12 protein-coding genes are annotated in these 13,500 nt (G+C 29.7%); all 12 read left to right on the top strand.

The window, feature by feature from the left end; genetic code table 11:
• Window positions 1–112: 112 nt before the first annotated feature.
• The 12 genes from typA (at window position 113) to sigG (ending at window position 13,385) form a co-directional block, all read left to right on the top strand.
• Window positions 113–1,939 (top strand): translational GTPase TypA, encoded by a 1,827-nt coding sequence (typA, locus tag BHW04_RS08215; protein WP_022211579.1) that lies wholly within the window; start codon window positions 113–115, stop codon window positions 1,937–1,939.
• Between the two features lie 98 nt (window positions 1,940–2,037).
• A complete protein-coding gene (mltG, locus tag BHW04_RS08210) occupies window positions 2,038–3,045 on the top strand; it encodes an endolytic transglycosylase MltG (protein ID WP_022211578.1) in 1,008 nt (335 codons plus the stop codon).
• Window positions 3,046–3,057: 12 nt separating this feature from the next.
• On the top strand, window positions 3,058–3,702 hold the full coding sequence (locus tag BHW04_RS08205; RefSeq protein WP_302699368.1) for an O-methyltransferase: 645 nt from the start codon (window positions 3,058–3,060) through the stop codon (window positions 3,700–3,702).
• Between the two features lie 4 nt (window positions 3,703–3,706).
• On the top strand, window positions 3,707–4,951 hold the full coding sequence (locus BHW04_RS08200) for a peptidase U32 family protein (RefSeq protein ID WP_022211576.1): 1,245 nt from the start codon (window positions 3,707–3,709) through the stop codon (window positions 4,949–4,951).
• Window positions 4,952–4,965: 14 nt separating this feature from the next.
• Window positions 4,966–5,583 (top strand): uridine kinase, encoded by a 618-nt coding sequence (gene udk / locus BHW04_RS08195; protein ID WP_022211575.1) that lies wholly within the window; start codon window positions 4,966–4,968, stop codon window positions 5,581–5,583.
• A gap of 53 nt (window positions 5,584–5,636) precedes the next feature.
• The gene (locus BHW04_RS08190) at window positions 5,637–7,217 is read left to right on the top strand and encodes a penicillin-binding transpeptidase domain-containing protein (RefSeq protein WP_302699367.1); all 1,581 of its coding nucleotides are present in this window, start codon (window positions 5,637–5,639) and stop codon (window positions 7,215–7,217) included.
• A gap of 79 nt (window positions 7,218–7,296) precedes the next feature.
• Window positions 7,297–7,992 (top strand): RNA polymerase sporulation sigma factor SigK, encoded by a 696-nt coding sequence (gene sigK / locus BHW04_RS08185; protein ID WP_022211573.1) that lies wholly within the window; start codon window positions 7,297–7,299, stop codon window positions 7,990–7,992.
• 97 nt (window positions 7,993–8,089) lie between these two features.
• Window positions 8,090–9,145, top strand: coding sequence for a type IV pilus twitching motility protein PilT (locus BHW04_RS08180; RefSeq protein WP_186834944.1), 1,056 nt, complete (start codon window positions 8,090–8,092; stop codon window positions 9,143–9,145).
• 581 nt (window positions 9,146–9,726) lie between these two features.
• Entirely contained in the window at window positions 9,727–10,842 is a 1,116-nt protein-coding gene (ftsZ, locus tag BHW04_RS08175) for a cell division protein FtsZ (RefSeq protein ID WP_302623083.1), read from the top strand.
• A gap of 174 nt (window positions 10,843–11,016) precedes the next feature.
• On the top strand, window positions 11,017–11,820 hold the full coding sequence (locus BHW04_RS08170) for a sigma-E processing peptidase SpoIIGA (RefSeq protein WP_302699366.1): 804 nt from the start codon (window positions 11,017–11,019) through the stop codon (window positions 11,818–11,820).
• 8 nt (window positions 11,821–11,828) lie between these two features.
• Entirely contained in the window at window positions 11,829–12,536 is a 708-nt protein-coding gene (gene sigE / locus BHW04_RS08165; RefSeq protein ID WP_022211569.1) for an RNA polymerase sporulation sigma factor SigE, read from the top strand.
• 81 nt (window positions 12,537–12,617) lie between these two features.
• Entirely contained in the window at window positions 12,618–13,385 is a 768-nt protein-coding gene (gene sigG / locus BHW04_RS08160; RefSeq protein WP_022167998.1) for an RNA polymerase sporulation sigma factor SigG, read from the top strand.
• The last annotated feature ends 115 nt before the right edge of the window (window positions 13,386–13,500 follow it).

The following is a 13,500-nucleotide window of genomic DNA, read 5'->3' as shown; positions in this document are numbered from 1 at the left end:
AAGAGATTTTAAATTGGGTACTTGTGTATCCAATTTTATTTTTGGGTAAAATATTTATAGGTTTACATAGTAAGAATAAAATTACTGATTTAAATTAATTGGAGGAAAGTAAATGGAATTAGTTACTAGAAATGATATTAGAAATATAGCAATAATAGCCCACGTTGACCATGGTAAGACTACTTTAGTTGATGCTATGTTTAAGGCAAGTCATGTTTTCAGAACAAACGAAAAGATGGATGAGAGAGTAATGGACTCTAACGACTTAGAAAAGGAAAGAGGAATAACAATACTTTCTAAAAATACAGCAGTTATGTACAATGACATAAAGATTAACATTGTTGATACACCAGGACATGCTGATTTCGGTGGAGAAGTTGAACGTGTACTTAAAATGGTTGACTCAGTTTTATTAGTTGTTGATTCATATGAAGGCCCAATGCCACAAACTAAATTCGTTCTTAAGAAGGCATTAGAATTAAAATTAAAACCAATAGTTGTAATAAACAAAATTGATAAGCCAAATGCAAGACCTGAAAATGTTATTGATGAAGTATTTGATTTATTCTTAGAATTAGGAGCAGATGATGAACAATTAGATTTCCCAATAATATATGCATCAGCTAGAGAAGGATTTGCAAGATTTAATGTTGAAGATACGAATGAAGATATGGAACCACTATTTAAAACAATAGTAGACCATGTTGAACCACCTAAAGGTGAAATAGATGGACCTTTCCAAATGTTAGTTACAACATTAGATAGCAGTGAATATGTTGGAAAGATAGCTATAGGTAAGATACATAGAGGTACAGTAAAGAAAAACCAAAGTGTTGCATTGGTAAGACAAGATGGGACTAAATCAAATTATAGAATTACAGCTGTATTTGGATATAATGGATTAAAGAGAGAAGAAGTTGAAGAAGCAGGACTTGGAGATATCATAGCTGTAAGTGGTGTTTTAGATGCTAACATAGGTGAAACTATAGCAGATGCTCAAAATCCAGAAGCTTTACCATTCATCAAGATTGATGAGCCAACTCTGAGCATGAACTTCATGGTTAATGACTCACCTTTCGCTGGTAAAGAAGGTGAATTTGTAACTTCAAGACACTTAAGAGATAGATTAATGAAGGAATTAGAAACTAATGTAAGTTTAAGAGTTAAAGAAATAACTCCAGACTGTTTCGAAGTTTCAGGAAGAGGGGAACTTCACTTATCAGTACTTATTGAAACAATGAGAAGAGAAGGATTTGAATTACAAGTTTCTAAACCATCTGTTATTTTTAAAGAAGAAAATGGTAAGAAGGTTGAACCAATAGAACACTTAACAATTGATGTACCAGAAGAATTCATGGGAGCTGTAATGGAAAAAATGGGTCCTAGAAAAGGTGAGATGGTTAATATGACATCAGCTGTTAATGGATATACAAGACTTGAATTTAGTATTCCAGCAAGAGGACTTATAGGATTTAGAAATGAATTTATGACTGATACAAAAGGTAATGGGATCATGAACCATGTGTTTGAAGGATATGCTCCATATAAAGGAGAGATAGAATCTAGAAGTAGAGGTTCAATAGTATCATTTGAACAAGGGGATGCAATTGCTTATGGATTGTTCAATGCACAAGAAAGAGGAAGATTATTCATAACTCCAGGAACTCCAGTATACCAAGGTATGGTTGTTGGTGAATGTTCAAGAGCTGATGATTTAGATATAAATGTTTGTAAAGGAAAGAAACTTACAAATACTAGAGCTTCAGGATCAGATGATGCAGTTAAGTTAGTTCCAATTACTCCAATGACTTTAGAGCAATCAATAGAATTTATAGGAAATGATGAATTAGTGGAAGTAACTCCAGAAAGCATCAGAATAAGAAAGAGATACTTAGATGCTGCTGAAAGAAAGAGAATGATTAGTAGAGGAAAAAAATAATATCGAAAATCAGCTAAAAAACTTTTAAAATTCATCAATAAGGTTTATAATAGTGAATAGTCATAAGGCTATTCACTAATTATATATAGGGGGTATTTATGAAAAAAAATAAAAGAATTATCAGAGTTGCAAGAATTTTTGTAATAATGATAATCATAATTACCATTTGGCAATGTTTTAAGATAGTAGATACACCACTTAAAATAAACAATGAAGAAATTGTTGAGGTAGCTGAAGGTGATAGTTTTTATGGAATTCTTGATAAATTATCAGAAGAAGGTAAAATAAAAAATAAGTTTTTAGTAAAATTATATTTGAAGATATGTGGAATAAAACCAGAGGTTTTGGAAGGAACATATAAATTAAATAAAAGTATGACATTAAATGAATTTGTCAACCTTTTAACAGATTCAAATAAAGATAAAGTATACATAACTATTCCAGAAGGATATACAATTGATGATATTGCAGAAAAATTAGAGGAAAATAATATATGCAATAGCAAAGAATTTATTGATTCAGTAAAAAATTATGAGTTACCTAAGTATATAAGCAATAATCCTAATAAAAGATATAACCTTGAAGGATTTTTATTTCCAGATACATATAGTTTTAATAAAAATGAAAATGCAGATTTTATAATAAAGACAATGCTTAATAGATTTGAGAAAGTTTGGCAGGAAATTGTTGAAGATTTAAATATATCAATACCAGAAGAGGAAATTGAAAAAAAAGTTAATGTTGCTTCTATAATTGAAAAAGAAGCAGTAGTTGATAGTGAAAGAAGTTTTATTTCTTCGGTAATATATAACAGAATTGCAATAGGAATGCCTCTTCAAATAGATGCAACAGTGATATATTCGTATGGATATCACATTGAAAAGATGTATGAAAAGTATTTAGAGATTGATTCTCCTTATAACACATACATGTATTATGGACTTCCTATAGGTCCTATTTCAAATCCGGGCAGAGCATCATTAATGGCAGCTTTAAAGCCAAAGGAAACTGATTATCTTTATTATCTTTTAGAAAGTGAAAATACACACTATTTTACTGATAATTATGATGATTTCCTAAGAAGGAAAGAAGAATTAGGATATTAATGGAGGAATATGATGAGTGGAATAACATATGATTATATGGAAGAATATATTAGAAGTTTAATACCAGATAGTACAGGTAAGTTCAATGAGTTGGAAGAGTTTGCTAAGGAAAAAGGCGTTCCTATAGCTCAAAAAGAGACAATAAAGTTTTTAGAATTTATGGTGAGTATGAAAAAGCCCATAAGAATTCTTGAATTAGGAACTGCTATAGGTTATTCTGCCATAAAGATGTATAAAGCAGCAGGTACTTCTCCACATATTACAACTGTGGAGAGAAGTGAAGAAATGATTAAGTTAGCAAAGGAAAATATCAAGAGCTTTAATTTAGAAAGTAAGATAGAAATTAAAGAAGGAGATTGTTTAGAAATTTTAGAATCTTTAGATGAACCATATGATTTAATATTCATGGATGCTGGAAAAGGACAGTATAATCACTTTTTACCCCATTGCTTAAGATTATTAAAGGAAGATGGAATAATAATAGCAGATAATGTGTTATTTAGAGGGATGGTTGCAAGTGATGAACTTGTGAAGAGAAGAAAAATTACAATTGTGAAGAGAATGAGAAAATATTTAGAATTAGTTTCAGAAGATGAAAATCTAATTACATCAGTTATTCCTATGGGAGATGGCATAGCTGTAACAAAGAGGAGGTAACTTAATGAGAAAACCGGAAATACTAGCTCCAGCTGGTAATTTAGAAAAATTAAAGATAGCAATCGATTATGGTGCAGATGCTGTATATTTAGGTGGAGCAAAGCTAAATTTAAGAGCATTTTCTAATAACTTTAGCAATGAAGAAATGCTTGAAGGAATCAAGTATTGTCATGATAGAGGAAGAAAAGTATATGTTACTTTAAATGTTTTTGCAAGAAATCATGACTTAAATGGTGCAGAAGAATACATAAAAGGATTATATGAAATTGGTGTAGATGCAGTTCTTGTAGCAGATCCAGCATTAATTGCAATTTGTAAAGAAGCAGCACCAGATCTTGAAATACATTTAAGTACTCAAGCAAATACAGTAAACTGGAAAGCAACAAAGTTTTGGTATGACTTAGGGATAAAAAGAATAGTATTAGCTAGAGAGTTAACTTTTAAAGAAATAAATGAAATTACATCTAAGATTCCAAAAGAATGTGATATTGAAGCATTCGTACATGGATCAATGTGTGTAGCTTATTCAGGAAGATGTTTAATATCTAATTATATGATTAAAAGAGATGCTAACAAAGGAATTTGTGGGAATGTATGTAGATATAAGTATCATTTAGTTGAAGAAACAAGACCAGGTGAATATTATCCAGTGGTAGAAGATGATAATGGTACATATATAATGAATGCAAAGGATTTATGTATGATTCACTATATTCCTGAGCTAGTTAAAAGTGGAATATATTCATTTAAAATAGAAGGAAGAATGAAGAGTGAGTTTTATGTTGCTTCTGTAGTTAAGGCTTATAGGGAAGCATTAGATAGTTACTGGGACAACCCAAGTGCTTATAGATTTAAAGAAGAATGGATGGATATGCTTAAAAAAGTAAGCCATAGACCATATCATACAGGATTCTACTTAGGTATAAACGGTGAACAAAACTATGAAGATTCATCATATGTTAGAGATTATGAAATAGTGGGAATGGTTAAAGAGTATGATGCTGAAACTAAAACTGCTACAATACTTCAAAAAAATAGAGTGTTTGAAGGTGATGAGGTGGAAGTACTTAGACCAGATGTACCTTATTTCAAAATCAAGTTAGAAGATATGTATGATTTAGATAAAAATAAGAAAACGGACGTAGCTAATAGAGCACATATGATGTTTAAGGTAAAGGTAAGTGAGCCATTAAAAGTAAATGATATGCTTGTAAAAGCAAATAATACAATTAATATAAACAATAACTAAGGAGGATCATATAAATGAAAAAGCCTATTTTAATTGGTATTACTGGAGGGACAGGTTCAGGCAAGAGTACCATTGCAGATGCATTATATTCTAATTTTTCAAATGAGCGTATCACAATGATACAACAGGATATGTACTATAAAGATCAAAGTAATTTATCAATGGAAGAAAGAGTTAAAACTAATTATGATCATCCAATGGCTTTTGATAATGATCTCTTAGTAGAACACTTACAAAAACTAATTAAGGGCAAATCAATAGAAAAGCCAAGATATGATTTTACTGTTCATAATAGAGCAAAAGATACTACAACTGTAGAACCAAGGGAAATAATAATTGTTGAAGGTATCTTAATCTTAGAAGATGAAAGAATAAGAAACCTTTTAGATATTAAGGTATATGTGGATACTGATGCAGATATAAGAATATTACGAAGATTAGTAAGGGATATTGATGAAAGAGGAAGAACAGTTGAATCAGTTATAGATCAATATTTAACTATGGTTAGACCAATGCATATGGAGTTTACAGAACCAACTAAAAGATATGCAGATATAATTATTCCAGAAGGTGGACATAATTATGTGGCAATAGATATTTTAATGGCTAAAATTAGAGATATATTAAAATAATTGTATAGAAACCATTTCCAAAGGCTAGAATTTAGCTGAAGGAGATGGTTTTTTTGTTTTTTAAGAAAAGTATAATATATAGAAGCAAGATTATAGCTATAGTATTTTTTGCTTTACTTTTTATGCTTATTTTAAGACTATATTATATTCAAGTACATCCTACAAAGTTAGTGCAAGGAGAACTTAAAAACTATCAAACAGAAATATTTAATGGAAGTAGATATTCGGTATTTGATACCAATGGCGAAAGCTTAGTGAATGATAGTGAAAAATATGTTTTAGTTATTGATTCCAAACCCTTTAGATTAAATAACTATGAGGATACTATTGAAGATTTACTAGCTTTAAATTTTATAATGAAATCAGAATATGGGGACTTTTCCTATACAGATGTTATGAGTTCAAGTGGAAAGTTGTATTATTATCTTACTTACGAAAGCTATGAAAAAATTAATAAATTAAAAAGCATTAAAGGAATTTATACTTATGTATATACTGAAAGAAAGGCTAGTGAAGCAGGTAAGATAGAGGATATAATGGCAACAGTTGAAGAAAGTGAAATTTCTGAAGGTTCATTACAAGAAAAAGTTTATAACTGTATAAAGGATAATAAATATGAAGAAGGTGAATATTCATTAAATGATAAATCTATCTATGAACTTACCAATAAAAGTGATACCTCTGGCAATAAGAATATTCAGCTTACAATAAACAAAGAGTGGAGTGAAAAAATCAAGGATGTATTAAATGATGAAAGTTATAGTTTTTTAGAAAATGTAGGTGTGGTGCTTCTAGAGAGTGATACAGGAAAAATAAGAGCATTGGTGCAAAAGGATGATAAAATGGCTAATGTTGATTTAGCTATAGGTAGCATAGGTTACGAACCAGGTTCAATATTTAAGATCTTAACAGAAGCTATAGTTCTTGATATGGGGCTTACTGATAGCAATGATGTTTATTCTTGTATTGGTTTAATATGCAGTAAAAATGGAGAATCATATGCTCATGGACCATTGAGTGTTGATGAAGCATTGCAGATATCTTGTAATGATATTTTTGCACAATTAGGTACCATGGTGGGATATGATAATATGGTTAGATATACTGAAAAACTAGGATTATATCAAAAAGTATTAGGGTTGAGTGGTGAAAATAAAGATGAGGCAGTAGGTACAAAACCAACTTTAGAAGAAGGAGTCTCCAATTTCTCAATAGGACAATGTGTTACAGTTACACCACTACAAATAGCTGGTGCCATTAATGCTGTGATAAATGATGGAGTATATATTAAGCCATATATAATAGAAAGTATTGTTGATAATGATGGCAATTTAATTTCTGAGGAAGAAAGTGAGAGTAGACGGGTTTTTAGTACAACAACCAGTGAAATAGTACAAAAAAGTATGAGTGATGTCATATGGTTAGGAACAGGTTATGAGGCTAGGGTGGAAGGTATAAATGAAGGTGGTAAAACAGGAACATCAACAGGAGAAGGAGGAGGTACTAACCATGGATGGTTTGCAGGATATTTTGAATATAATGGAGAGAAGTATACTTTAGTTGTTGTGGCACCTAATATAGGAGAAACTCATCCTGATGGTAGAGAGCTGGGAGGAGGAAATTTAATTCTTTGATAAAATAATTTAGTTATTATAAGCAATATTTTAGTATAGCTTCATATGATATAATAAGCACTATTAGGAGGAACTCTAAGTGATATTATTATCAAATTTCATGGAGTTTTTATGCAGTAATATATTCTTAACAGGATATATATCTGGAAACAATACCTTTCCAAAACCTTTAGATGAAAAAGAAGAGGAAAAATATTTACAGCTTTTAAAAACAGGGGATAAGAAGGCTAAGAGTATATTGATTGAAAGAAATCTTAGATTAGTGGCACATATTGTGAAAAAATATCAAATTCCAAATAAAGATATAGATGAGTTGATTTCTATAGGTACTGTGGGACTTATAAAGGCAATTGATTCATTTGATGTATCAAAAGGAACTAGACTAGCAACTTACGCATCAAGGTGTATAGAAAATGAGATTTTAATGCTTTTTAGAAATAATAAGAAGCAGAAAAGTGAAACTTTCCTGCAGGATCCTATAGGTGTGGATAAGGAAGGTAATGAAATTAGTTTAATAGATGTATTAAGTAGTGAAAAGGATTCAGTTATAGATAAAGTTGAAATGAAGCTACAGATAAAAGCTCTTTACAATAAGATAAATAGTGCTCTTACTGAACGAGAAGGTGAAATTTTAAAAATGAGATATGGTTTAAAGGATGGTAAATGTAAAACACAAAGAGAGATTGCAGGAATGTTAGGAATTTCTAGATCATATGTTTCTAGAATAGAGAAGAAAGCTTTAAAAAAGTTAAAGAAAGAGTTATACCCTAAATAGCATTTTTGTATATTTTTGCTAAAATATGTTGAATTTATAAGATGAATGAAATAAAATAATAGAATAGAATATGTTTTTTACATTAGGAGGAATAATAATGTACTTATTAAAAGATTTATTAATAAAAACAATCGAGCTAGGTGCATCAGATTTACATTTAACTGTTGCGTTACCTCCTACAATTAGGGTTAATGGTAAATTTAATCAAATAGGTAGCGAGAAATTATTGCCTGATTATATAGAGATATTTGCTAAGGAAATATTAAATGATAGCTATGATGAATATGTAGCAAATGGAGAGTTTGATACTTCTTATTCATTACCAGGTATAGGAAGATTCAGAGTAAATGTATTTAAGCAAAGGAATAGTGACGCCATAGCTATAAGAGTAATAGCACCAAAAGCTCCTACAATAGATGAATTAAAACTTCCTGGCACATTAAAAGAAATTGTGAAGGAACAAAGAGGATTAGTTTTAGTAACTGGACCAACAGGATCTGGGAAGAGTACTACTTTAGCTGCTATGATAAATGAAATCAATAATACAAGACAAGGTCATATAGTAACTTTAGAAGATCCAATAGAATATCTTCATAAGCACAATAAGTGTATAGTAAATCAAAGAGAAATAGGTAAAGATACAAAAAGCTATCAAAGTGCTTTAAGAGCAGTTTTAAGAGAAGATCCTGATGTAATTTTAGTTGGAGAGATGAGAGATTTTGAAACTATATCTGTAGCAATTACAGCAGCAGAAACAGGACATTTAGTATTTTCAACATTGCATACAATTGGAGCAGCAAAGACAATTGATAGGATAATTGATGTTTTTCCACCACATCAACAACAACAAATTAAAATACAATTAGCTTCTGTACTTAAGGCAGTAGTATCCCAACAGTTAGTGGAAACTATTGATGGAAATGGACGTGTACCTTCTATGGAGATAATGGTTACTACTCCAGGAATACAAAATTTAATTAGAGAAGGTAAAACTCAACAAATAGAATCAGCTGTACAAACAGGAAATAAATATGGTATGAGAACCATGGATATGTCTCTTGCTGAACTATGTAAGAGAGGTGTTATTTCTCAAGATACAGCAATGACATATGCAGTTGATGGAGAAACTTTAAAAAGATTATTAATGTTATAACATATGAAAGATGCATTTCGTGCATCTTTTTTTAACGCTTAGAAAAGTATAAAATTTTTTAGTTGTAAATTTAAGTATATCAATGGATTTCAAGATTTAAAACTGTCAAATTAATACTACGAAGTGGCCATGTCCATAGCCATTTTGGTCTTTTAAATTAATCAGCAAATATATATAGAAAGGAAAATTTTGATTTTTGTGGAATAATTATTTATAATAAAAAAATATAGTCAAAGGCATTATAGTATTAAATTTTTAATTTATTTATGGTATTATATATTAGGTATAAAGCGATACTACATAATTACGACAATATAGTAGTAATTATGTAAAGTTTAATAAGTTATAAAAATAATATATTTTACCTATATTTTACAAAAGTTTCGATTTGATTACAAAATTCTAATATAATTAGTATTTTTGCTATTGTTAAATAAGGCAAAAATGTTGTAAAATATAGAATATACTATATTTTATATTGTTATGTATTATATGAAAATTGAGGGATTGTGAGATAATCAAGAGAGTAATATGAGAATATTAAAGTTACAAATAGAGAGATTTTAAAGGAGGAGTTTATTTTGTTAGATTTTGAATTAGATATGCAAGAGTTAACTAATATAAAAGTTATTGGTTGCGGTGGTGGCGGTGGTAATGCCGTTAATAGAATGATTTTAGAAGGCTTAAAGAATGTAGAATTTATTGTGGTGAATACAGATAAGCAAGCTTTATTATTATCTCAAGCTAATACGAAGATTCAAATTGGAGAAAAATTAACAAGAGGATTAGGAGCAGGTGCTAATCCAGAAATAGGTAAGAAAGCAGCTGAAGAAAGTAGAGATGAAATTTCTGAAGCAATTAAAGGTGCAAACATGGTATTCATAACTGCTGGAATGGGCGGTGGAACAGGTACAGGTGCAGCACCAGTAGTAGCTGAAGTAGCAAAATCAATGAACATATTAACAGTAGGTGTAGTAACTAAACCTTTCCCATTTGAAGGAAAGAGAAGAATGAGACATGCTGAAATGGGAATTGAAAATTTAAAGCAAAAAGTTGATACCTTAGTTATAATTCCTAATGAAAGATTATTATCTATGGCTGATAAGAAAACTACTCTTTTAGATTCATTTAGATTAGCTGATGATGTTTTAAGACAAGGTGTTCAAGCTATTTCTGACTTAATTACTATTCCTGGGGTAGTAAATGCCGATTTTGCGGATATTGAAACGGTAATGAAAAACAAAGGTTTAGCTCATATGGGAGTTGGATATGGTAAAGGTGATAACAAAGCACAAGATGCAGTTAGACAAGCTATATCATCACCACTTCTAGAAACATCAATAGATGGTGCAACAGGCGTTATTATTAACTTTACAGGTGGAGTTGATTTAGGAGCTATCGAAGTATATGAAGCTGCAGAAATTGTTAGAGAAGCAGCAGATATGGATGCAAACATAATTTTTGGTGCTGTTATTGATGAAACTTTAAATGATGAAATTAGATTAACAGTAATTGCCACTGGTTTTGAAGATGATAGCGACAAGAGTGTTTTATCAACACCAGAACAAAAGATAGAACATAAGATTGAGCCAACTGTAAAGCTTAAAGAAGAAGTAAATACTGAAAAAATTGATCCATTACTTGATTTAGATAGAGAAAGCGTTAATATACCAAGCTTCTTAAGATCAAGAAAGTAGTATAATAAGAGAAACTGTCACAAAAGTGGCAGTTTTTTTATTGCTTTAAAATATTATGATTTTTTTATGGAGTATATGTAAAAAAAGGTTGAGTAAAATTTTGAATTATCGTATCATTTATGACAAAAAAATTTTTGGTATGAATGTATAATTTAATGCATAGGAGGAGGTTATATGGAAGTATATTTAGATGTTGTGTTTATAGAAAATGCTATTATTGACTTATTCCTAATACTAGTTACTTTACGATTGTTACGATTAAAATATAGAAAAGGTGGAATTTATATTGCGGCCATTATTGGAGGAATATATGGTTTGACACCTATTGTAGATTCAGTAGTTTTGAGTAATGCTTTTTTAAAGGTGATTTTTGCTATAGTTATGATAGTATTATCGCTTAAAGAAAAAGTTTTAAGAAATATATTTAAAGCTACAGTAATGTTTTTTATGCTATCATTTACAATGTGCGGAGTAATGTTTATAAGTTTATTATCATCCAGTACATATACAATATCTGGAGGGATGAATACATCAAATTATTCTATTAGATGGGTCATGATTTCTCTTTTATTTGTAGGGGTTATAGCTATAAGGATTTATGATACTATTAAAGAACGTGCAGTGATAGATAACTTTATTTATGATATTTATATTAAAAATGATGAAAAAATATTAATGCTTAAAGGATTTTTAGATACAGGAAATGAATTAAGAGAACCAATTACTAATTTACCATGCATTTTAATTGAAGATGAATACTTATTACAGCTTGAATTAAAGAAAGAAGATGAGTATTTTATAAGATATAAGACCATAGATAGTAGTGATATCTTACATGGATTTAGAAGTGACTTTATCAAGATTAAGGGAAAAGATGATTCTGCTTGGAGAGAAATAGATGCGATAGTTTGTGGTTGTAAAACTACATTAAGTAAAGAAAATGATTATCAAGTATTACTATCAAGAGGAATTATTTAGGAGGGTTTATGAGAAAACTGATTTTATTTATAAATAGGATATTTGCTAAGTTGAATATATTTTCAAAGAAGGTATATTATGTAGGAGGAAATGATTCCTTACCTCCACCATTAAAAAAGGACGAGGAAGAAGAATTAGTACAGGAACTTATAAATGGAAAAGAAGGTGTAAGAGATATACTTATAGAAAGAAATCTTAGACTTGTAGTATATATAGCTAGAAAGTTTGAAAATACAGGAGTTGGCGTGGAGGATTTAATTTCTGTAGGAACAATTGGACTAATAAAGGCTGTAAATACCTTTAATCCTGAAAAAAAGATAAAGCTTGCCACATATGCTTCAAGATGTATTGAAAATGAAATTTTGATGTATTTAAGAAGAAATAGTAAAATTAAAGCTGAGGTATCATTTTATGAACCTTTAAATATAGATTGGGATGGTAATGAACTATTATTATCAGATATATTAGGAACAGATAATGATACTGTATACAATTTAATTGAAGATGAAGTAGATAAGCAGTTATTATTTTTAGCTCTTAAAAATTTAAATGAGAGAGAAAAGGAAATTGTTCGCTTAAGATTTGGACTTAATGGCAAGCGAGAAAAGACACAAAAAGAAGTGGCGGATATGTTAGGTATTTCTCAATCATATATTTCTAGATTAGAAAAAAAGATAATAAGTAGACTTAAAAAAGAAATAAATAAGATGATTTAAAATAAATTTAGTATAAAAGAACTTTATGCAGGGAATAATTTTAAATGCAGTATGTTATTACTTCATAAGGAGTTGATGATTTTGATCATTAACAAAGTCGAAATTTGTGGAGTTAATACTTCAAAATTACCTGTAATAAAGGAAAAAAAAGAGTTAATTATTAAGATGAGAGAAGGCGACAAAAAGGCAAGAGAAACTTTTATCCAAGGAAACCTACGATTAGTATTAAGTGTTATTCAAAGATTTAATAACAGGGGAGAAAATGTAGATGACTTATTTCAAGTGGGATGTATAGGCTTAATGAAGGCTATAGATAATTTTGATTTAGAGCAAAATGTAAAATTTTCTACATATGCAGTTCCAATGATAATAGGTGAAATCAGAAGATATCTTAGAGATAATAATGCTATAAGAGTAAGCAGATCATTAAGAGATATTGCTTATAAAGCATTATTAGTAAGAGATCGTTTAGTGAAGGATAATAATCAAGAACCTACTATGTCGCAAATTGCTAAGGAGCTCAATATTCCTAGAGAGGAAGTTGTTTTTGCATTAGATGCAATTCAAGATCCAGTATCTTTGTTTGAACCTATTTATCATGATGGTGGAGATGCTATATATGTAATGGATCAAATTAGTGATTCTAAGAATAGTGATGATAGCTGGCTAGAGAATATATCCATAAGAGAGGCAATGAAAAAGTTAAATAATAGGGAAAAATTAATTTTAACCTTACGTTTTTTTAATGGCAAGACTCAGATGGAAGTAGCAGATGAAATAGGTATTTCACAAGCACAAGTTTCAAGATTGGAGAAAACAGCTCTAAAGCACATGCGTAAATATGTTTAGGACTCGTAAGAGTCCTTTTTTTAAAGTACAGGAAAGTATAAAATTTTCGATGGCTGAAAGTTATATGTTATCTAGCATTCAGCCTTTAAATATGTTAAATTTATTAATTATAAAT

The sequence above is a fragment of the Clostridium sp. 29_15 genome (assembly GCF_001916075.1).
Lineage (GTDB): Bacteria > Bacillota > Clostridia > Clostridiales > Clostridiaceae > Clostridium > Clostridium lentum.
This window is presented reverse-complemented; position numbering and strand designations above follow the sequence as displayed.

What these genes read in the sequence shown, in the direction of transcription:
- typA (WP_022211579.1), top strand. Translation starts at nt 113, where the DNA reads ATGGAATTAGTTACTAGAAATGATATTAGAAATATAGCAATAATAGCC.
- mltG (WP_022211578.1), top strand. Translation starts at nt 2,038, where the DNA reads ATGAAAAAAAATAAAAGAATTATCAGAGTTGCAAGAATTTTTGTAATA.
- BHW04_RS08205 (WP_302699368.1), top strand. Translation starts at nt 3,058, where the DNA reads ATGAGTGGAATAACATATGATTATATGGAAGAATATATTAGAAGTTTA.
- BHW04_RS08200 (WP_022211576.1), top strand. Translation starts at nt 3,707, where the DNA reads ATGAGAAAACCGGAAATACTAGCTCCAGCTGGTAATTTAGAAAAATTA.
- udk (WP_022211575.1), top strand. Translation starts at nt 4,966, where the DNA reads ATGAAAAAGCCTATTTTAATTGGTATTACTGGAGGGACAGGTTCAGGC.
- BHW04_RS08180 (WP_186834944.1), top strand. Translation starts at nt 8,090, where the DNA reads ATGTACTTATTAAAAGATTTATTAATAAAAACAATCGAGCTAGGTGCA.
- BHW04_RS08170 (WP_302699366.1), top strand. Translation starts at nt 11,017, where the DNA reads ATGGAAGTATATTTAGATGTTGTGTTTATAGAAAATGCTATTATTGAC.
- sigE (WP_022211569.1), top strand. Translation starts at nt 11,829, where the DNA reads ATGAGAAAACTGATTTTATTTATAAATAGGATATTTGCTAAGTTGAAT.